We start from the raw sequence: 20,469 nt of genomic DNA on the forward strand, positions 1-20,469 counted from the left end.
CCCCGCCGCCCTCTCCCACAGGCAGGCGGCGGCGTCCGGGGGCTCACCTGCGCTTACGTGCCGCCTGGGCGCTGTACGCAAGCTCTCACCGACGCGCGCGGGCGGGGTCGCTCGGTTATGCTTAACAACGCGTAACAAGTCGGCCCGGTATCGCTCCGGCGGGCTGAATCGTTACGGCGCGGCGACCGAGATCACCCGTTGGATGGTGTGGTCCGGTTTCGCGACTGTTAAAGTCGCGTCAACACGCGGGCCATCGTCGTCCCGTGCCCAGCACCCGGATTCCAGGACCTGGACACGAGGACTCGTTCTTTCACCAAGGACGACGAAGGAGGTCTGCGCAGTGATCTTCTCCGCCATCCCGTCCCCGCAGGGGCTCTACGACCCCACCGCGGAACGTGACGCTTGCGGTGTGGCGATGGTCGCCGACATCAAGGGCCGGCGCTCGCACGACATCGTCGTCGACGCGCTCACCGCGCTGGCCAACCTCGAACACCGAGGCGCCGCGGGCGCCGAGCCGACCAGCGGTGACGGCGCCGGCATCCTGCTCCAGCTGCCGGACGCGTTCCTGCGGGACGTGCTGGACTTCGACCTGCCCGAGCCGGGCGCGTACGCGGCGGGCATCGCGTTCCTGCCCGCCGACGAGGGCGACCGCGCGAAGGCGGTCGAGCTGACCGAGCGGATCGCCGCCGAAGAGGGCCTGGCCGTCCTCGGCTGGCGCGACGTGCCGACCGACCCGGACCACGCGGGTGTCGGGCCGACCGCCCGCTCGGTGATGCCGCACTTCGCGATGCTGCTGCTCACCGGTGAGGCCGGCCGCCACGGCGTCGACCTGGACCGCCTCACGTTCGCCCTGCGCAAGCGGGTGGAGCACGAGACCGCGGCGGCGGACGTCGGCACGTACTTCCCGTCGCTGTCGGCCCGGACGATCGTCTACAAGGGCATGCTGACCACGGGCCAGCTGCCCGCGTTCTTCCCCGACCTGCGCGACGAGCGGCTGGCCAGCGCCATCGCCCTGGTCCACTCCCGGTTCTCCACGAACACGTTCCCGTCGTGGCCGCTGGCGCACCCGTTCCGGTACGTCGCCCACAACGGCGAGATCAACACCGTGCGCGGCAACCGGAACCGGATGCGGGCACGGGAGGCGCTGCTCGCGTCCGACCTCATCCCCGGCGACCTGGCCCGGCTGTTCCCGATCTGCCACCCGGAGGGCTCCGACTCGGCGAGCTTCGACGAGGTGCTGGAGCTGCTGCACCTGGGCGGCCGGAGCCTGCCGCACGCCGTGCTGATGATGATCCCGGAGGCGTGGGAGAACCACACCTCGATGGACCCGAAGCGCCGCGCGTTCTACGAGTTCCACGCCAGCCTGATGGAGCCGTGGGACGGTCCGGCCTGCGTCACGTTCACCGACGGCTCGCTGGTCGGCGCGGTGCTCGACCGCAACGGCCTGCGCCCGGCCCGCTGGTGGCAGACCGCCGACGGCCGCGTCGTGCTGGCGTCCGAGACCGGTGTGCTGGACGTCCCGCCGGAGCAGGTCGTGGCCAAGGGCCGCCTCCAGCCGGGGAAGATGTTCCTGGTCGACACGGTCGCGGGCCGCCTGGTCGACGACGACGAGGTCAAGGCCGCGCTGGCCGAGGAGAAGCCGTACGACGAGTGGCTGCACGCGGGCCTGTTGGACCTGGCCGACCTGGCCGACCGCGAGCACGTGGTGCAGACCCACGAGTCCGTGGTGCGGCGTCAGCTGACGTTCGGCTACACCGAGGAAGAGCTGCGGGTCCTGCTCGGCCCGATGTCCACGGCGGGCGCGGAGCCACTGGGCTCGATGGGCACGGACACGCCGGTGGCGGCGCTGTCGCAGCGCTCCCGCCTGCTCTACGACTACTTCGTGCAGAACTTCGCCCAGGTCACGAACCCGCCGCTGGACGCGATCCGCGAGGAGATCGTCACCAGCGTGTCCCGGGTGATGGGCCCGGAGCAGAACCTGCTGGAGCCCGGCCCGGTCAGCTGCCGGCACGTCAAGCTGACCTACCCGGTGATCGACAACGACGAGCTGGCCAAGCTCATCCACATCAACGACGACGGCGACCTGCCCGGCTTCGCCTGCACGGTCCTCAGTGGACTGTACGAAGTGGACGGCGGGGGCGAGGCGCTGGCGGCGGCGGTCGAACGGGTGCGCCGCGAGGCGTCCGAGGCGATCGCGAACGGCGCGCGCACGCTGGTGCTGTCGGACCGCGACTCGGACCACCGGATGGCGCCGATCCCGTCGCTGCTGCTCGTCTCCGCGGTGCACCACCACCTGGTGCGCACCAAGGAGCGGCTGCGCGTGGCGCTGGTCGTGGAGACCGGTGACGCCCGCGAGGTGCACCACATCGCCGCGCTGCTGAGCTACGGCGCCGCCGCGGTGAACCCGTACCTGGCGTTCGAGACGATCGAAGACATGATCAGCACCGGCGCGGTCACCGGCATCGAGGCGCGCAAGGCCGTCCGGAACTACGTGACGGCGCTGGTCAAGGGCACGTTGAAGATCATGTCCAAGATGGGCATCTCGACCGTCGGCGCGTACACGGCGGCGCAGGTGTTCGAGGCCGTCGGCCTGTCCTCGGACCTGCTGGACGAGTACTTCACCGGCACGGTGTCGAAGCTCGGCGGCGCGGGCCTGGACGTGCTGGCGGAGGAGGTGGCGCTGCGCCACCGCCGCGCCCACCCGGACAACCCGACCGACCGCGCGCACCGCCGGCTCGAGGTGGGCGGCGAGTACGCCTACCGCCGCGAGGGCGAGCTGCACCTGTTCACGCCCGAGACGGTGTTCCTGCTCCAGCACGCCACCAAGACCGGCAAGCAGGACGTGTACCGCCGCTACACCGACGAAGTCGAGCGGCTGTCCCGGACGGGCGGCACGCTGCGCGGGCTGTTCGCGTTCCAGACCGAGGGCCGCACGCCCATCCCGATCGACGAGGTCGAGCCGGTCTCCTCGATCGTCAAGCGGTTCAACACCGGCGCCATGTCGTACGGGTCGATCTCGGCGGAGGCGCACGAGACGCTGGCCATCGCGATGAACCGGCTGGGCGGCCGGTCCAACAGCGGTGAGGGCGGCGAGGACCGGGAGCGCCTGTACGACCCGGAGCGGCGCAGCGCGGTCAAGCAGGTCGCGTCCGGCCGGTTCGGCGTCACCAGCGAGTACCTGGTCAACGCCAGCGACATCCAGATCAAGATGGCGCAGGGCGCGAAGCCCGGCGAGGGCGGCCAGCTGCCCGGCTACAAGGTGTACCCGTGGATCGCGCGGACGCGGCACTCCACGCCCGGGGTCGGCCTCATCTCCCCGCCGCCGCACCACGACATCTACTCGATCGAAGACCTGGCGCAGCTGATCCACGACCTGAAGAACGCCAACGAGCAGGCCCGCGTGCACGTGAAGCTGGTCAGCGAGGTCGGCGTCGGCACGGTCGCGGCGGGCGTGGCGAAGGCGCACGCGGACGTGGTGCTGATCTCCGGCCACGACGGCGGCACCGGCGCGTCACCGCTGAACTCGCTCAAGCACGCGGGCACGCCGTGGGAGATCGGCCTCGCCGAGACCCAGCAGACGTTGCTGCTCAACGGTTTGCGCGACCGGATCACGGTGCAGGTGGACGGCGCGCTGCGCACCGGCCGCGACGTGGTGGTGGCCGCGCTGCTCGGCGCGGAGGAGTTCGGTTTCGCCACCGCGCCGCTGATCGTCGCGGGCTGCATCATGATGCGCGTCTGCCACCTGGACACCTGCCCGGTGGGCGTGGCGACGCAGAACCCGGAGCTGCGCAAGCGGTACACCGGGCAGGCGGACCACGTGGTGGCGTTCTTCGAGTTCGTCGCCCAGGAGGTCCGGGAACTGCTGGCGTCCCTGGGTTTCCGCACCATCGACGAGGCCGTCGGCCACGCCGAGCTGCTGAAGACCGACGAGGCCGTCGAGCACTGGAAGGCGGCCGGGCTCGACCTGTCGCCGGTGTTCGAGGTGCCCGAGACCCCGTACCGCACGGCCAAGCGCAAGGTCCGCGACCAGGACCACGGGTTGGCGCAGGCGTTGGACCGCACGCTGATCCAGCTCGCCGACGCCGCGCTGGAGGACGCCCGCCCGGTGCGGCTGGAACTGCCGCTGCGCAACGTCAACCGCACCGTCGGCACGCTCCTCGGCGCCGAGGTGACGCGCCGGTTCGGCGGTGACGGCCTGCCCGACGACACGATCCACGTGACGTTCACCGGGTCGGCCGGCCAGTCGCTCGGCGCGTTCGTGCCGCGCGGCGTCACGCTGGAGATGATCGGCGACGCCAACGACTACGTCGGCAAGGGCCTGTCCGGTGGTCGGATCGTGGTCCGACCGCACCCGGACGCGCCGTTCGCGGCCGAGCAGCAGGTCATCGCGGGCAACGTGATCGGCTACGGCGCCACGTCCGGCGAGATCTTCCTGCGCGGCCGGGTGGGCGAGCGGTTCTGCGTGCGGAACTCGGGTGCGCTGGCCGTCGCCGAGGGCGTCGGCGACCACGCGTTCGAGTACATGACCGGTGGCCGGGCAGTGGTGCTCGGACCGACCGGCCGCAACCTCGCCGCGGGCATGTCCGGCGGCGTGGCGTACGTGCTCGACCTCGACCCGGCGGCCGTCAACGCCGCCATGGTCGAGTTGCAGCGGCCCGGCGCGGAAGACCTGCGCTGGCTGCGCGAAGTGGTGGAGCGCCACCACCAGCTCACCGGTTCGGCGGTGGCCGCCTCGCTGCTCGGCGACTGGCCCCGGCGTTCCGCGTCGTTCACCAAGGTCATGCCCGGTGACTACCAGCGCGTGCTCGAAGCGATGAGGCTCGCCCGCGCGGAAGGCAGGGACGTCGACCAGGCGATCATGGAGGCCTCCCGTGGCTGACCCGTACGGTTTCCTCAAGCACACCCGTGCCGAGCCGAAGAAGCGGCCCGCCGCCGAACGGCTGTCCGACTGGAACGAGGTGTACCGCGACGTCCCGGCGGAGCAGCGTGACGCGGAGGTGCGCACGCAGGCCTCGCGGTGCATGGACTGCGGCATCCCGTTCTGCCACTCGGGGTCGGCCGGCTGCCCGCTGGGCAACCTGATCCCGGAGTGGAACGACCTGGTCCGCACGGGCGACTGGGGCCTGGCGTCGGACCGGTTGCACGCGACGAACAACTTCCCCGAGTTCACCGGGAAGCTGTGCCCCGCGCCGTGCGAGGCGGCGTGCGTGCTTGCGATCAGCAACGACTCGGGCGGCGCGGTCGCGATCAAGCGGGTCGAGGAGACCATCGCCGACGTGTCGTGGGAGCAGGGCCACGTGCGGCCCGCGCAGGCGCAGGTGGTGTCGGGCAAGCGGGTGGCGGTCGTCGGCTCCGGCCCGGCCGGGCTGGCGGCGGCGCAGCAGCTGACGCGGGCCGGGCACGAGGTCACCGTGTTCGAGCGGGACGACCGGCTCGGCGGGCTGCTCCGGTACGGCATCCCCGAGTTCAAGATGGAGAAGAAGGTCCTCGACCGGCGGCTCGCGCAGCTCCGCAAGGAGGGCACGAAGTTCGTCACCGGCTGCGAGGTCGGGGTGGACCTGACGGTGGAGGAGCTGCGGGCGCAGTTCGACGCCGTCGTGCTCGCGGTGGGCGCTCTGCGCGGCCGTGACGACACGACCACGCCGGGGCGCTCATTGCAGGGCATCCACCTGGCCATGGAGCACCTGGTGCCCGCGAACCGCGCGTGCGAGGGCGACGGCCCGCCCGCGATCGACGCGGCCGGCAAGCACGTCGTGATCATCGGCGGCGGCGACACCGGCGCCGACTGCTACGGCACGGCGTCCCGCCAGGGCGCGGCCTCGGTGCTGCAGCTCGACCAGTACCCGATGCCACCGTCCACTCGGGACGACGCGCGCTCGCCCTGGCCGCTGTGGCCGTGGATCCTCCGCACCTACCCGGCGCACGAGGAGGCAGGGGAGCGGAAGTTCGCGGTCGCGGTGGAGAAGTTCGTCGGCGACGAGGACGGGCACGTGCGGCAGATCCAGCTGCGCAAGGTGCGGGTGGAGAAGGACGCCACCGGCCGGCGCCAGGTGGTGCCGACATCCGAGGAGGTCGAGGTGCTGCCGGCGGACCTGGTGCTGCTGGCCATCGGCTTCGAGGGCGTCGAGCACATGCCGCTGCTGGACGGGCTGGGGATCCAGCTCACCTCGCGCGGCACGATCTCGTGCGGCTCCGACTGGCAGACGCAGTCGCCCGGCGTGTTCGTCTGCGGTGATGCCCACCGGGGCGCGTCCCTGGTCGTGTGGGCGATCGCCGAGGGCCGTTCGGTGGCCAACGCGGTGGACCGCTACCTGACCGGCTCGTCCGACCTGCCGTCCCCGGTGATCCCCAACATGCTCCCGCTCGCCGTGGTGTGATCCGCTGGATCGCCCAGGCCGCCCCGACAACGACGTCGGGGCGGCCTTCGCATCGGGCGTTCGCTAGCCGCCTTCCACATCACCCACCCAGGTGGGTTGCAGTGCGGGCATCTTGCCTCCGAGTGCCGCGTCGACCACTGCGGCGCTCGCCGGTTTCAGCTCGGATGAGCGGCGCACCTCCACCAACCGGTCGCGCAGCAGGGACGTCGACAACGCCGCCGCCGCGTGCTCCACGACCTTCGGCTTGCGGTCCGCGAGGCAGGTGGCCAGCGCGTCGGCCACCGACTCCACCGCTTCCGGTGCGACGGCACCGTCCCTGACCAGCCGGCGGACCGCTACGGCGGCCTCCGTGCGAACCCGCCAGTTCCGGTCTCGCAACGCCTCCACGACGAGCGGCACCGCAGCCGGGGCCGCCGTGTCCCCGAGCGCCAGCACCGCGTTGAACCGGCGGGTCGCCGACCAGCTCGTGAGGTCGTCGCGGTAGTGCTCGACCGGCGAAGCCCGTCGCAGCCGGGGTATCCCGTACGCCAGGCCCAGCGGGTTGCGGTAGGCCTGGCCGCGTACCCACTTGTCGACCTTGTCGGGGATCTCGGGCCGGGGCCCCGCGATGGCGTCGAACGCGTACGAGGGATCCCGGTCCGGGTTCCGCTCGGCCAGGACGCGACACAGCACGGACGCCACCGCGACCGGGCGGCCCTTGATCAGGGCCAGGACTTTGTCGTCGAGACCTTGCTCCTCACTGTCAATCAAAAATCGGATGTGGTCACGCCGATTCGGCGAATCCACGTCCACCACCGCCGCGAGAGCTGCATCGCCGGACATCGTCACCGGAGTCCTCACCGTCGGCCCAACAAACCTGTCAAACACCCGCCTGCCGCGAACACCAGCCTCATCTGCCACGGGGCTCGAGGTCCCGATCGCCATGCTGATGGCGTTCATGTCCTGCTTGCAGCGTATGACCCGATTGCTGAGGTAGACCTTCTGATACGTCCTCTGCACGAAGCTCTTGCCGCGACCCAGCCCGGCCTTGGCGCCGTGCCGGTGTCGATCGTCATCGTCGCGTCGCGTCGCGGACCTTGTAGGTCCAGGCGTGCGGGTCCCGCACGTCGACCTTCTCCCTCAGGGACTGGGTCAGCCGCGGGTCGCTGAAGCTGCCCACCAGCCCCACCAGCGTGCTCGCCAGGTGCCGGCCGAGGCCGTCGAACTGGAACGCGGTCCCGTGGTAGAGGTTCGCTCCGTAGATCTTGTCGACCGGCGCCAGCGTGCGGTTGTTCTTCACGTCGAACCGGGCGCCGACCACGGTGCGGCCGAACATCTGCGGGTAGTCGAACTTGAACAGGGTCCGCCACACCGTCTGGTTGTGCTGACCGGGTACACCCGCTTCTCGTCCCGCAGCCGGGCCTCGTCCACCGAGACCGTCAGCACCCAGCGGGAACCGCCGACGTGCTCCAGCCCGTAGACGCCGCCGGTGCGACCGGGCGGGGTGTCCTCCGTGCCCGCCGAGTCCCAGGTCAGCACCGGCGGGATCACCAGCTCGGCCTTGCCCCTGGCGTCGGCCAGCTGGACGCCCTCACCCACCAGCTTGGGGGTCGACCCGCCGGTGTCGACCGAGGCCGTCCCGACAACGACGTCGGGGCGGCCTTCTCGGTCATTCGACCCCGGTGGTGTTGCGATTGCGGGTGCGCACCCGAGTCGAGTCACCGACAGGGGCGCAGCTGGGCGAAGACGCGTTCCGGCAGTACGGGATCGAGTGCCGGTGAACGATAATGAAAGGGTTTCTTCCCGGTTGTCTCGTCAGTAAGGTGCCGTTCGTGACTGCCTTCGACTACGGGCGTTGGCTGACGTCGATGAACGACCTCGCGGCCCGGTTCGTCTCCGGCTTCGAAAAGAATTTCGGGTACCCGCCGGGCGGGAATGGGGTCACGCCCGTGTCCGGACCACTCTCGGGCGGGGTGGAGCAGTTGCCGGCTCCTCTCGTCCAGTTCTACCGGCACGTGGCGGAGGTGTCGCTGCCGGATGTCAGCATCGGCTACTTCGTTGCGATGGCGCGAGTCGCCGTCGACGGGCGTGACGGCCGACTTCCGGTCCGGATCGAAGGAGTCGAGAGCATCGACGTGGTGAGCTTCGGTTCGGACGGGGGCGGGTCGCACTTCGCGCTCGGGCTGCCCGATGGTGCGCCCGTGTACGGGCTGCCGCCGAGTGCGGTCGATCGCACGGGTGTGTACGACAACCACGATTCCCGCGTGCGGGTGGTGGCGGCGACGTTGCCGGACTTCCTCACCGGGTTGCACGACTTGCCGGCATCCGAAATTCGCCTGTGAGATCAGCGGGCCCGGTGGAGATCGACCGCCGGAATTTCCACGCCGCTTGGCCTGGCGGCATTGTGCGACCATCGGGTGGCAGGTGGTGGGCCGGTGGCCGCATTCGAGTCGGCGAGTGGCCGAACTTCGGCCTTTCTTGTATCGGATCGACGTTTCCCGCGACTTGAGCGAGGAAGAGTCCCGTCTCAGGCGAAAGGTATTCGCGGTGAACATGCAAAGATCTTCGAGACGTGTCGGCGTGGTGCTCGCGAGCGCGTTGCTGGCGACCCTCGGGCTGGTGTCGCCGGTGTCCGCGGGCGCGTCGAAGGGTGTGGAACTCGGCGCGAGCGACACCGAAGGCGTGACGACGTCGGCCACGCCGCTGCGGGGGACGCGGGGCGTGTCCAGCTACGAGGGCACCGGCGTGCCGAGCGACGTGACCGCGTACGGGGCACAGCGCGTGCCCGCCGGGCATCGGATCGAGGGCTACTCCTCGCCCACCGGCGACGACTTCGGCACCCAGTCGATCATCGGCGCGGACGGCCGCGTCCGGGTCGACCCGACGACAAGCTTCCCGGCCCGCGCCACGGTGCTCATCACCCGCACTGTGAGCGGTGTCGAGCGGCTGCACTGCACCGGCTGGATGTTCGGCGCGAGCCTCGTGCTCACGGCCGGGCACTGCGTGTTCAACCAGAGCACCGGCTGGTACACCGGCCAGCTCAGGTTCTACCCCGGCGCCAACGGGACCACCTACCCGTACGGCTCCTGCACCGCGGCGACCCTGCGGTCCAACACCGGCTGGACCGTCGACGGCAGCCCGGACGCCGACTACGGCGGCGCGAGCCTCAACTGCTCCATCGGCAACACCACCGGTTGGTACGGCGCGTACTGGACCACCGCGTCGCTCAACGGCACGTCCACCACGATCCAGGGCTACCCCGGCGACAAGTCCCAGCAGCAGTGGATCCACTCCGACCAGGTCCGCGCGAGCAACTCCCTGCGCCTGTACTACGACAACGACACGGTCGGCGGCAACAGCGGCAGCTCGGTGCACACGGTGCGCGCGGACGGGTCGTCCGGGTGCTCCGGCCGGTGCTCCCTCGCGTTCCACGCTTACGGTGTCGGATCGGGCACGCACAACAGCGGGCCTCGCATCACAGAGAGCCGGTTCAACCTGGTCATCGGCTGGCGCTGAGGTTCGGCGCCGGCGCCTGCCGGTCAGGCAACCGCGGACCCCGACCGTTCCGTCCTCGAAGTGACCGAGAGGAGCAGATCGTGCGACGTCCACTCCGCATGCGAGCGGTCCTGCTGATCGGCATGCTGGTGCTCGGGGCGTGCGGTCGGGAATCCGCCACGTCCGACCAGGACCCGCCGCCAACCCTGACGAACACCCAGGCCACCGTCACCGGCGTGGTCGTGGACGGCAGCGGCCGTCCCGTCGACGGAGCCCTGGTGCAACCGAAGTCGCTCGACTCACCACCGCTGCCCGTGCCGGAACTGGCGGTCCTGTCCGGACCGGACGGCCGTTACGAATGGCACCTGAACGCGGGACGCTACGAGTTCACCGCCACGAAGGACGACCGGACCGGGCCTCCGTCCGAGGTCACCGCGGCAGCCGGTGCGACCGAACAGGTGGAACTCCACCTGCCCTGACCGCACCCGCCGACGAGAGCCCCGACACGCGGACCGCGGTCGGGGCTCACCTCGTGGTCGCGCCGGAAGACGACCGGACCGCGATCACCACGCGATCACCACGCGGTCAGACCCCGGTCACCGCGCGCACCGACCGGATGCGACTCACCAGGAACTCGCGGTGCTCGCCGCGCGGGGCGCAGTTGGCCTTCAGGTTGCCCGCCGCGTGGTCCACGGGCGTGATCACGTGCTTCACCGTGCTGCGCGGCCCGTTCGCCACGGCGATCTCCACCGACGTCCGGCTCGCCAGCGCCTCCGCCAGCAGCACGACCTCCGAATCCCGCAGCACCAGCGACTGGTCCCGCAGCAGCCGCACCGTCCCGATCCGCTGCGGGTCCGCCGCGTGCACCACGAACCTCGGCCGTGGACGCTCCCGCTCGACCAGCGCCATCGCCAGCTTCGTCAGCTCCTGCCCCGTCAACGGCATCCGCCACGCGTCCTCGGTCACGCGCGGGGGCGGCGGCTCGACCCTGCGGCGGGCCACCCGCTCCACCACCGCGATGCCGTCCGGGGTCGACGTCGTCGGCGCGTAACCGGCCGCGCGCAGCAGCGCCAACGTCTCGGCGACCGGCAGCGAGGACGCCAGCACCGTCGGCCCCAGGTGCTGCAGCGACAGCTGCGCTAACAGCCGGTGCCCGGCGATCTCCCGCAACAGCACGGGATCCTCGGTGCGCACGCAGCACGCCACCGGCGTCACCGTGATCCGCCCGTGCTGCCGCGCGACCTCCCGCACCAGGTGCTCCAGCGTCGGCGGCACGCCGTGCTCCGCCACCGACGCCAACCGCGCCAGCAACGCGTCCGGCTCGTGCCCCGCGTCCAACGCCCGCCGCACGCTCGCCCCGCTGAACCGCCACCCGCCCGTCGCGCAGTCCGCCGCCTGGTCCAGCACCCCGCTCAGCCCGCGGGACGGCAACCCGGCGACCACCGCGGTCAGGTCGGGCCGCAGGTGCGCGGTCGTCGCGGCGGGCGGCACGAACCGGTCGGCCACCTCCGCCGTGGCACCCGCCAGCACCGCCCGGCCCAGCGCCGTCGACGCGCCCAGTGCCACCAGGCCCAGCGACTCGGCCTCCACCAGCGCCGCCTCGGTCGCCGCCCGGCCGTGCACTGCGGGCCGCGTCCACACCAGCTCCGCCACCACCTCGTGCCGGTGCTCGTACGCCTCGTCCTCACCCAGCCGCGCGTACCACTCCAGCACGCCCCGCCGCGTCCGGTCGCCGAACTCGGTCGAGGACGGTTCCGCCGTCGCCGCCCGCTGCTTCCCCGGCGTCCACGCCATCCGCGGCCACGCGTCGGCCAGCGTGGACAGCCGGCCCGCGGGCGACTCGTCCCGCCACGCGTCCGAGCCGACGGTCGGCGCCAACCGGCCGTCGTCCACCGCCAGCAACCGCGTCTCCAGCGCCAGCTCCACCCACAGCCGGGCCCGGACCTCCTCGGTCCGCAGCACGCCCGCGATCCGCCGCAGCTCCCGCAGCCCGACCCCGGTCCGGCACGCCACCTGCTCGACGTCACACAGCTCGACCAGCCGCGTCACGCCATCCACAGTGGACGTCGCGGGCGCGATCGCGGCCCGGTCGGCGAAACCCCGGTGCTGGGCCGCGCGGCGCGGCGTCCGCGGCGCGGGCGTGATCCGGCGCGGCGGCTCGTCCTCCAGCAGCCGCAGACCCGGCGAGCTGACCAGCTTCCCGCCCGCCGACCACAGCAACGCACGGGAGCGCAACTCGCCCAACGTCCGCTTCAGCTCCGCCCGCGAGGCCTTCCCGTTGCAGCGCAACCGTTCCGCCAGCGCGTCCGCGCAGGTCTCGTCGCCCATCCTCAGGGCGGTGTCCAGCACGTCACGGCACGCCTGGTCCAACCCGTCGACGGCGGACCGCAACGACGCCGCCGTGGCCAGCTCGTCCGCCAGCGCGCGCAGCGAGTGCGGCCGGCTGTCCGCGGCGTCCCCGCGCAGCGCCAACAGGTCCCGGATGTCCTGTGCGTCGAGCCCCCGCAACCAGCCGGCCAGCGCCGCTTTCCTACCCACCCGGCCGATTATGCACAGAACGTGACAGATCGGTCATGCATTGCGATAGGGCGTTCGAATGAGCCACCAACGGACGAACGTAAGCTTGGCGCCGTGGAATTCACCGGCTTTGGCGAACACGCCATCGACTTCTACGACGGCCTCCAGGTCGACAACTCGAAGGCGTACTGGGAGGACCACAAGCACGTCTACCAGGGTGACGTCCGCGCGCCCATGGAGGCGCTCCTCGCCGCGCTGGAACCCGAGTTCGGCCGGGGCAAGGTCTTCCGGCCCTATCGCGACGTGCGGTTCAGCAAGGACAAGACCCCTTACAAGGACCACTGCGGCGGCGTGGTCGAGCTGGGTCGCGGCGGCGGGGCGCACTACGTCCAGCTCGGCACCGAGGGCCTGTTCGTGGCCGGCGGGTCGTTCGCCATGGCGTCCGACCAGATCGCCCGCTACCGCGAATCCGTGACGGACGACGTGCGCGGGCGTGCGCTGGAGAAGCTGATCGCCGGGCTCACCCGCACCGGCTGGGAGCTGCGCGGCGACAAGCTGAAGCGGGCGCCGCGCGGCTTCGACCCCGAGCACCCCCGGATCGAGCTGCTCAAGCACAAGCGCCTCTACGTGGCGAAGGTGTGGCCGCCGGACGACGTGCTGCACGAGCCGGGGTGCCTCGACCGGGTCCGTGACGCATGGCGCGAGGTGACCCCGTTCGTCGACTGGTGCGCCGACCACATCGGGCTCACCGAGGTCGGCTTCCGCTGACGGGCGGTCCCGCCGTCCACCGCCTCGTGAGCAGGTAGCCGAATGCGATGCCGGCCACATCCACCAGTCCGTCCAGGACGTCGCCGCCGCGACCCAGCGCGGTGATGAGCCACTGCAACACTTCCGAGACCGCGGCGTAACCGATCAGCGCGCCGACCAGTGGTCCGCGCGGCAGCCTCCCGTACCGGCCGGTGGCCGTGAGCAGCGCGAACAGCAGGAAGTGCACCACCTTGTCGGTGCCGGGCGGAGCCGTCGGCACACCTGACGCGGGGGTGAACAACACGATGACGCTCAGCGACGCAGCGACCACGAACGGAAGGATTCTGACGCCCACCGGGCAGATTCTGCCGGTTTCGCGGACGTTACCCCCCGGTACATCCTGATCGGTCCAGTGACAGCGACTACTCTCCTGAGACGTGAGTCGACGCGCGAAGATCGTCTGTACGATGGGCCCCGCCACCGCGACCGAGGACAAGGTCAACGAGTTGGTGGCGGCCGGTATGGACGTTGCCCGGATGAACTTCAGCCACGGCAGCCATGCCGACCACAAGCAGGTCTACGAGCTCGTCCGCGCCGCGGCCGACGCCTCGGGCCGCGCGGTGGGCATCCTGGCCGACCTGCAAGGACCCAAGATCCGCCTGGGCCGGTTCGCCCACGGCCCGGTCGAGTGGCGCACCGGTGACATCGTCCGGGTGACGGTGGAGGAGGTCGAGGGCACCCACGACCGCGTCTCCACCACCTACAAGCAGCTGGCGCAGGACGCCAAGGTCGGCGACCGGCTGCTGGTGGACGACGGCAAGGTGGGCCTCGTCGTCACCGAGGTCGACGGACCGGACGTGGTCTGCGAGGTCACCGAGGGTGGCCCGGTCAGCAACAACAAGGGCCTCTCGCTGCCCGGCATGGACGTGTCCGTGCCGGCCATGTCCGAGAAGGACATCGAAGACCTGGAGTTCGCCCTCAACCTGGGCGTGGACTTCATCGCCCTCTCGTTCGTGCGCTCGCCCGCGGACATCGACCTGGTCCACCAGGTCATGGACCGCGTGGGCCACGGCCGCAAGCCGGTGATCGCCAAGATCGAGAAGCCGGAGGCGGTCGACAACCTCGAAGCGATCGTCCTCGCCTTCGACGGCGTCATGGTCGCCCGCGGCGACCTGGGCGTCGAGCTGCCGCTGGAGCACGTGCCGCTGGTGCAGAAGCGGGCCATCCAGATCGCCCGCGAGAACGCCAAGCCCGTCATCGTGGCGACCCAGATGCTCGACTCGATGATCACCAACTCCCGGCCGACCCGCGCCGAGACGTCGGACGTCGCGAACGCGGTGCTCGACGGCGCGGACGCGCTGATGCTGTCCGGTGAGACGTCGGTCGGCCGGTACGCCATCGAGTCGGTCAAGACGATGGGCCGCATCATCGAGGCCGTCGAGACCGAGTCCACCGTGGTCCCGCCGCTGACGCACGTCCCGCGCACCAAGCGCGGCGTGATCTCGTACGCGGCGCGGGACATCGGCGAGCGGCTGAACGCGAAGGCGCTGGTCGCCTTCACCCAGTCCGGTGACACGGTGCGGCGGCTCGCCCGCCTGCACACGCCGTTGCCGCTGCTGGCGTTCACGCCGGAGCCGAGCGTGCGCAGTCAGCTTTCTCTCACCTGGGGCACCGAGACGTTCATCGTGCCTAAGGTGGACTCGACGGACGAGATGGTCCGCCAGGTGGACCTGTCGATGATCGACATCGGCCGGTACCAGCCCGGCGACCTCGTCGTGGTCGTGGCAGGCTCGCCGCCTGGCACCATCGGCTCGACGAACCTCATCCGGGTGCACCGCCTGGGGGAGGACGACCACGCTTAGGAGTTGACGTGACCGAGGCTGCCCGCGCCGCGGCGTCCGCCGAGTTCTCGGACGTTCCACTGGACACCGACGGCGTGCCGCACGGGCAGCCCGTGCTCGACCGCCTCGTCGCGCTGCTCGACCTGGAGCGCATCGAGGAGAACATCTTCCGCGGGGTGTCGCCCGCCGAATCGCCCGTGCGGGTGTTCGGCGGGCAGGTCGCGGGTCAGGCCCTGGTCGCCGCCGGTCGGACCGTCCCACCGGAACGCCGGGTGCACTCGCTGCACTCGTACTTCATCCGCGGCGGAGACCCGAGCGTGCCGATCGTGTACGAGGTGGACCGCGTCCGGGATGGACGGTCCTTCACCACCCGCCGCGTGGTGGCGGTCCAGCACGGCAAGGCGATCTTCACGCTGTCGGCGTCGTTCCAGCTGGACGAGCCGGGCCTGGACCACCAGGAACCGATGCCCGACGTGCCGCCGGCGACCACGCTGCCCACGTACGCCGAGTCGGCGACCGGGTACCTGGAGAAGATCGGCATGGCGCGGCTGCCCCGGCCGATCGACATCCGGTACGTGACGGAGCCGCCGTGGCGGGCGCGCGAGGGCGGGCCGGCGGAGGCGCGCAGCCAGGTGTGGATGCGGGCGGACGGCAAGCTGCCGGACGACGACATGCTGCACGTGTGCGTGCTCGCGTACGCGTCGGACATGACGTTGCTCGACTCGGTGCTGGTCCGTCACGGCGTGTACTGGGGCACCGACAAGGTGCTGGGCGCCAGCCTCGACCACGCCATGTGGTTCCACCGCCGTTTCCGCGCGGACGAGTGGTTCCTCTACGACTGCGCGTCGCCGTCCGCTTCAGGCGCCCGAGGCCTCGCCACCGGCCGCTTCTACAGCCAGGACGGTCACCTGGTGGCTACCGTGGTGCAAGAGGGACTGCTCCGGGTCCTGTAGTCGATCGGCTACGCCGCGCAGTCGGTTGTCTTCGACCTCGACGCGCTGCTCCGCCGCTAAGCGGTCAGGGCGTCCCACAGCGCGCGGACGTGGCGTTCTTCGGTGGACTCGGCGCCGATGGCGATGCGGATCGCGAAGCGGCCGTCGACCGTGGTGTGGGTGATGAACGCTTCGCCGGCCGCGTTGACGCGGTCCATCGCGGCACGGGTGGGTTCGTCGCCGTCCCGGTGGGCGATGGTGAGCAGGGACAGCGAGCGCGGGGCGACGAGGGTCCAGTTGTCGTCCGCCGCCACCCACGATTCGAGGAGTTCCGCCAGCGCGACGTGGCCGCGCAGGTGCGCGCGCACGCCCTCCAGGCCGTACCAGCGCAGCACCGACCACAGCTTCAGCGCCCGGAAGCGCCGACCCAGCGGGATCTGCCAGTCCCGGTAGTCGACCACCGCGCCCGACTCCGTCGCGGTGTTGCGGAGGTACTCCGGGAGGATCGTCAGCGCGTCCACCAGCACGTCCGGGTGGGCGGTCCAGAACAGGGTCAGGTCGAACGCCGTCAGCATCCACTTGTGCGCGTTCGCCGTGAACGAGTCGGCGAGGTCCAGGCCGTCGAACAGGTGCCGGAACTCCGGGCACAGCGCCGCCGGGCCGGCCCACGCCGCGTCCACGTGCAACCAGATCCCGTGCTCGGCGCACAGCGAGGCGATCTCGCGCACCGGGTCCACCGCGCCCGTGCCCGTGGTGCCGATCGTCGCGCACACCATGACCGGTTTGCGGCCCGCCGCGACGTCGGACCTGATCCGCGACGCCAGGTCGTCCACCCGCATGGCCAGCGCGCCGTCGACCTCGATCGACCGGACGGCCTGCTCGCCGAGCCCGGCCATGCGGGCGGCGCGCTCGACGGACGAGTGGGTCTGCGACGACACGTACACCGTCTCGCTGCCGTCCACGCCGGTCTGCCGCCACTTGCCGCCGGACGTCCGGTGCAGCGCGGCGAGGAGCGCGACCAGGGCGGCCGACGACGCGGTGTCCTGGATGACGCCGCCGCCGAGGAACCGCCGGGGCAGGCCCATCGCGCCCACCAGCTCGTCCATGAGGTGCTGCTCGACCTCGGTGGCGGCGGGCGAGGTGGACCACAACATGCCCTGCACGCCCAGCCCCGACGAGAGCAGGTCGCCCAGCACCGACGGCAGGGACGCGTTCGCCGGGAAGTACGCGTAGAACCCGGGGTGCTGCCAGTGCGTGACACCGGGCAGCACCACGCGGTCCAGGTCGGCGAGCAGGGCGTCGAACCCCTCGCCCCGTTCGGGCAGCGCGCCCAGCTGTCCTCGCACCCAACCCGGCTCGACCTGCGACCGGACCGGGAAGTCCTCGATCCGCGCGCGGTAGTCGGCGATCCAGTCGACCACCTCGTGACCGATCCGGCGGAACTCGTCAGGGTCCATACCGCGGAAATCTAGACGGCGGGGCTAGACGCGCCGCCTGCGGTGGGTGGGGCGCCGGTCGTTCGGCGGGGTGAGGGCGCGCGTCTCGACGCGTTCCAGGACCACCGAGCTGGTCAGGTTCCGCACCTCCGTGCGCGACGCGATCTTGTCCATCAGGAACGCCTGCAGGTGCGTGCTGTCCGCCACCGCGATGTGCACCAGGAAGTCCGCCTGCCCGCTGACGTGGAACAGCGACCGCGTCTCCGGCTGCGCCATCACGAACCGCCGGAACCCCGCCACCACCGGCCTCGTGTGCGGCCGGACGTTCACCGAGATCACGGCCTCCAGCGGCAGCCCGGTGGTGCGCGGGTCGACCACGGCGTGGAAGCCGGTGATCACGCCGAGTTCGCGCAGCCTGCGCACCCGTTGCAGGCACGTGGACGGCGCGATGCCCACCTGCTCCGCGAGGGTCCGGTTCGGCAGCGTCGCGTCGTTCTGCAACGCCTCCAGGATCAGCCAGTCGACCGAATCCAGTTCGGCTGTCTCGTTCACAACCGAACACTGTAACCGTCAGGTGGAATACGCCCGAACGTGTGACCGAGGATTCGGGCGTGCACATCGCCTGGACCTCCTTCCTGCTCGCGCTCGTCGTCGTCACCGTCGTGCCCGGCCCCGACTTCGTGCTGATCACCGGGCACGCGGTGCGCGGCGTGCGGTACGGCGCGGTGACGGCGGCGGGCGTGGTGACCGGGCTGCTGGTGCACGCCGGCCTGGCAACCGTGGGGGTGTCGGCGCTGGTCGCGGCGGTGCCGGCGGCGTTGCTCGCGGTCAAGGCGGTGGGCGCGCTGTACCTGGCGTACCTGGGCGTGATGACGTTGCGGGCGGCGCGGGCCGGTGGGCCGATCACCAGGGCGCCGAAGTCGGACCGCTCGCTGTTCCTGCGCGGTGTGCTGTGCGACCTGCTCAACCCGAAGGTGATGCTGACGTTCCTCAGCCTCGTCCCGCAGGCGATGGACCCGGCCGCACCGCCCCTGCCGCAGGCGGCGTTGCTGTCGGCGGTCGCGGTGGGCGTGTTCGCGTGCTTCTGGGCCGTGGTGGTGCCGCTGGCGGGCCGGTTGGCGGTGCTGCTGGCACGGCCGAAGGTGCGGCCGGTGTTCGAGCGGCTGTGCGGCACCGCGTTGATCGGGATGGCCGCTTCGGTGCTCGCCGCGTAATTCTCGTTATCGTGTCGCCGTCCGACCGTCTCCGGTGGGTAGAGCCGATTCGGCCGAGAGGAGCGGTATGCGCACGCCAGGGGACGCCGAGGCGGTGACGGCGGCGCGGCGGGGTGAGCCGGGCGCGTTGGACGCGCTGGTGGCGGCCTACCTGCCGCTGGTCTACAACGTGGTGGGGCACGCCCTGTCCGGGCACCCCGACACGGACGACGTGGTCCAGGAGACCATGCTCCGGGCGTTGAACGGGCTGCCGAAGCTGCGTGAACCCGAGGCGTTCCGGTCGTGGCTGCTGGCCATCGCGCTGAACCAGGTGCGCGAGCACCACCGCAGCCGGTTGCCGCTCGCCGACGCGGAACCCGTCGACATCGCCGATCCGGGCGCGGACTTCGCCGACCTGGCCATCACCCGGCTCCAGCTCACCGGCCAGCGCCGCGAGGTCGTGGCGGCCACCCGCTGGATCGGCGACGACGACCGCGAGCTGCTGTCCCTGTGGTGGATGGAGCAGGTCGGCCGGATCACGCGGGCCGAGCTGGCGTCCGCGCTCGACCTGACGCCGCAGCACGCGGCCGTGCGGGTGCAGCGGATGAAGGCGCAGCTCGACGCGGCGCGGGTGGTCGTGCGGGTGCTCGCCATGCCGCGGTGCGGTGAGCTGGCGGTGGTGATGGGGGACTGGGACGGTCAGCCGAGCGCGTTGTGGCGCAAGCGGATCGTGCGGCACGCGCGGGAGTGCGCCCGGTGCGCGCGCGGGTTCGACGACTTGGCGGCGGTGGACGGGCTGCTGTCCCGGATCCCGCTCGTGCCGCTGCCGGCGGGGTTCGACCTGCTCGGCGCGGAAGCCGTGGAGCACGTGGTGGCCGAGCCCGTGGTGACCGAGCCCGTGGTAGCCGAGCCCGTGGTGGCCGTGGTGAAGAAGGGGGTCTGGGCGCACGCCGTGACCAAGCCGTTGATCGCGGCGGCGGCCGTGGCTGCGGTGGCGGGCGCGGTGGTGCTGTTGCCGGTGGAACGGCAGCCGGTGCCGGTCGCCGCGCCGATCAGCGTGACCACGACGACCACTGCCGTGGCACCCACGACCGTCGAGACCACGACGACCACCACCACCACCACTCAGCCGCCCGCGTCGACACCACTGCCGGCACCGGCTCTTGCTCCGGCACCCGCGCCGGTGACCAGGTCGATCAAGAAGGGCGTCAGCACCTGGCACTTCGACGGCGTGACGCGGGCGCTGTCGGAAGTCGGCGCGGGTTGGTTCTACAACTGGGCGCCCACGAGGGAGGACGTGCAGGCTCCCGGCGTGGAGTACGTGCCGATGATCTGGGGCGCGAAGACCATGACGCCCGGGAACCTGGCAGCGGTCAAGGGCCAGGGCACCACGCTGCTCGGCTTCAACGAACCCGACCTGCCCGAGCAGTCGAACATGACCGTGGACCAGGCGCTGGACCTGTGGCCGCAGCTGCAGGCGACGGGGATGCGGCTGGGCAGCCCGGCCGTCGCGCACAGCGGTGACAAGGCCGGTGGCTGGCTCGACCGGTTCATGGCCGGCGCGCGGGAACGCGGGCTCCGGGTCGACTTCATCACGCTGCACTGGTACGGCTCGGACTTCGGCCCGGCTGCTGTGGGTCACCTGAAGAACTACCTGGACGCCGTTCGAGCGCGCTACGACCTGCCGATCTGGCTGACCGAGTACTCGCTGATGGACTTCTCCGGCGGTGGGGTGCGGTATCCGGGCGAGCAGGAGCTGGCCGAGTTCGCGGGCGCGTCGTCTCGGATGCTGGAGGGTCTGTCCTATGTGGAGCGCTACGCGTGGTTCGCGCTTCCCGCGGACAAGCCGGGCACGGGGCTGTACCTGCCCGGCGGTGTGCCGAACCGGGCCGGCGAGGCCTATCGCGCCACCGGTTAGGTGAGCGCCCGCCACCGGTCGTGCGGTGGCGGGC

General features: G+C 71.4%; 16 protein-coding genes. 10 read left to right on the forward strand and 6 right to left on the reverse strand.

Features of this window, described 5'->3' with window-relative positions; translation table 11 throughout:
• Window positions 1–340 precede the first annotated feature (340 nt).
• Window positions 341–4,879, forward strand: a complete 4,539-nt coding sequence (gltB, locus tag OQ02_RS09255; RefSeq protein ID WP_033437819.1) for a glutamate synthase large subunit — start codon at window positions 341–343, stop codon at window positions 4,877–4,879.
• A complete protein-coding gene (locus OQ02_RS09260; RefSeq protein WP_033437820.1) occupies window positions 4,872–6,377 on the forward strand; it encodes a glutamate synthase subunit beta in 1,506 nt (501 codons plus the stop codon). The genes gltB and OQ02_RS09260 overlap by 8 nt, the downstream gene beginning before the upstream one ends.
• A gap of 63 nt (window positions 6,378–6,440) precedes the next feature.
• Here the strand turns inward: OQ02_RS09260 and OQ02_RS09265 are convergent, their stop codons facing one another.
• Both OQ02_RS09265 and OQ02_RS09270 read right to left on the reverse strand, forming a co-directional pair.
• Window positions 6,441–7,127: a HEAT repeat domain-containing protein gene (locus OQ02_RS09265; RefSeq protein WP_033437821.1), complete on the reverse strand. Its 687-nt coding sequence runs from the start codon at window positions 7,125–7,127 to the stop codon at window positions 6,441–6,443.
• Window positions 7,128–7,428: 301 nt separating this feature from the next.
• The gene (locus OQ02_RS09270; RefSeq protein WP_033437822.1) at window positions 7,429–7,728 is read right to left on the reverse strand and encodes a hypothetical protein; all 300 of its coding nucleotides are present in this window, start codon (window positions 7,726–7,728) and stop codon (window positions 7,429–7,431) included.
• Between the two features lie 415 nt (window positions 7,729–8,143).
• On the opposite strand from OQ02_RS09270, the gene OQ02_RS09275 reads away from it, so the two are divergent.
• From OQ02_RS09275 to OQ02_RS09285, 3 genes are all read left to right on the forward strand, one after another.
• A complete protein-coding gene (locus OQ02_RS09275) occupies window positions 8,144–8,698 on the forward strand; it encodes a hypothetical protein (protein WP_156076931.1) in 555 nt (184 codons plus the stop codon).
• Between the two features lie 238 nt (window positions 8,699–8,936).
• Window positions 8,937–9,872 (forward strand): trypsin-like serine protease, encoded by a 936-nt coding sequence (locus OQ02_RS09280; protein WP_051772064.1) that lies wholly within the window; start codon window positions 8,937–8,939, stop codon window positions 9,870–9,872.
• Between the two features lie 80 nt (window positions 9,873–9,952).
• Window positions 9,953–10,330, forward strand: coding sequence for a carboxypeptidase-like regulatory domain-containing protein (locus OQ02_RS09285; RefSeq protein WP_156076932.1), 378 nt, complete (start codon window positions 9,953–9,955; stop codon window positions 10,328–10,330).
• 106 nt (window positions 10,331–10,436) lie between these two features.
• Here the strand turns inward: OQ02_RS09285 and OQ02_RS40815 are convergent, their stop codons facing one another.
• Complete coding sequence (locus tag OQ02_RS40815; protein ID WP_051772065.1) at window positions 10,437–12,389, reverse strand: helicase-associated domain-containing protein; 1,953 nt, start codon at window positions 12,387–12,389, stop codon at window positions 10,437–10,439.
• 93 nt (window positions 12,390–12,482) lie between these two features.
• Here OQ02_RS40815 and OQ02_RS09295 point away from each other — a divergent pair, with 93 nt between their 5' ends.
• Window positions 12,483–13,136: a DUF2461 domain-containing protein gene (locus tag OQ02_RS09295; protein WP_033437825.1), complete on the forward strand. Its 654-nt coding sequence runs from the start codon at window positions 12,483–12,485 to the stop codon at window positions 13,134–13,136.
• Here the strand turns inward: OQ02_RS09295 and OQ02_RS09300 are convergent.
• Entirely contained in the window at window positions 13,114–13,470 is a 357-nt protein-coding gene (locus OQ02_RS09300; RefSeq protein WP_051772066.1) for a VanZ family protein, read from the reverse strand. The genes OQ02_RS09295 and OQ02_RS09300 overlap by 23 nt on opposite strands.
• An 82-nt stretch (window positions 13,471–13,552) precedes the next feature.
• On the opposite strand from OQ02_RS09300, the gene pyk reads away from it, so the two are divergent.
• Window positions 13,553–14,977: a pyruvate kinase gene (gene pyk, locus OQ02_RS09305; RefSeq protein WP_033437826.1), complete on the forward strand. Its 1,425-nt coding sequence runs from the start codon at window positions 13,553–13,555 to the stop codon at window positions 14,975–14,977.
• 8 nt (window positions 14,978–14,985) lie between these two features.
• On the forward strand, window positions 14,986–15,909 hold the full coding sequence (tesB, locus tag OQ02_RS09310; protein WP_033437827.1) for an acyl-CoA thioesterase II: 924 nt from the start codon (window positions 14,986–14,988) through the stop codon (window positions 15,907–15,909).
• Between the two features lie 56 nt (window positions 15,910–15,965).
• Here the strand turns inward: tesB and OQ02_RS09315 are convergent, their stop codons facing one another.
• Complete coding sequence (locus tag OQ02_RS09315) at window positions 15,966–17,345, reverse strand: aminotransferase class V-fold PLP-dependent enzyme (protein WP_033437828.1); 1,380 nt, start codon at window positions 17,343–17,345, stop codon at window positions 15,966–15,968.
• A gap of 24 nt (window positions 17,346–17,369) precedes the next feature.
• A complete protein-coding gene (locus OQ02_RS09320; RefSeq protein WP_033437829.1) occupies window positions 17,370–17,876 on the reverse strand; it encodes an Lrp/AsnC family transcriptional regulator in 507 nt (168 codons plus the stop codon).
• Between the two features lie 41 nt (window positions 17,877–17,917).
• Between OQ02_RS09320 and OQ02_RS09325 the strand changes: the two genes are divergently transcribed.
• Both OQ02_RS09325 and OQ02_RS09330 read left to right on the forward strand, forming a co-directional pair.
• Window positions 17,918–18,538: a LysE family translocator gene (locus tag OQ02_RS09325; protein ID WP_231499923.1), complete on the forward strand. Its 621-nt coding sequence runs from the start codon at window positions 17,918–17,920 to the stop codon at window positions 18,536–18,538.
• 67 nt (window positions 18,539–18,605) lie between these two features.
• A complete protein-coding gene (locus OQ02_RS09330; RefSeq protein ID WP_033437830.1) occupies window positions 18,606–20,435 on the forward strand; it encodes a sigma-70 family RNA polymerase sigma factor in 1,830 nt (609 codons plus the stop codon).
• Window positions 20,436–20,469: the final 34 nt, after the last annotated feature.

It is taken from the genome of Saccharothrix sp. NRRL B-16314, from assembly GCF_000716595.1.
Lineage (GTDB): Bacteria > Actinomycetota > Actinomycetes > Mycobacteriales > Pseudonocardiaceae > Actinosynnema.

Excerpts from the sequence above, each read along its gene's own strand:
- OQ02_RS09275 (WP_156076931.1), top strand. The coding sequence starts at position 8,144 with ATGAAAGGGTTTCTTCCCGGTTGTCTCGTCAGTAAGGTGCCGTTCGTG.
- OQ02_RS09315 (WP_033437828.1), bottom strand. The coding sequence starts at position 17,345 with ATGGACCCTGACGAGTTCCGCCGGATCGGTCACGAGGTGGTCGACTGG.
- OQ02_RS09330 (WP_033437830.1), top strand. The coding sequence starts at position 18,606 with ATGCGCACGCCAGGGGACGCCGAGGCGGTGACGGCGGCGCGGCGGGGT.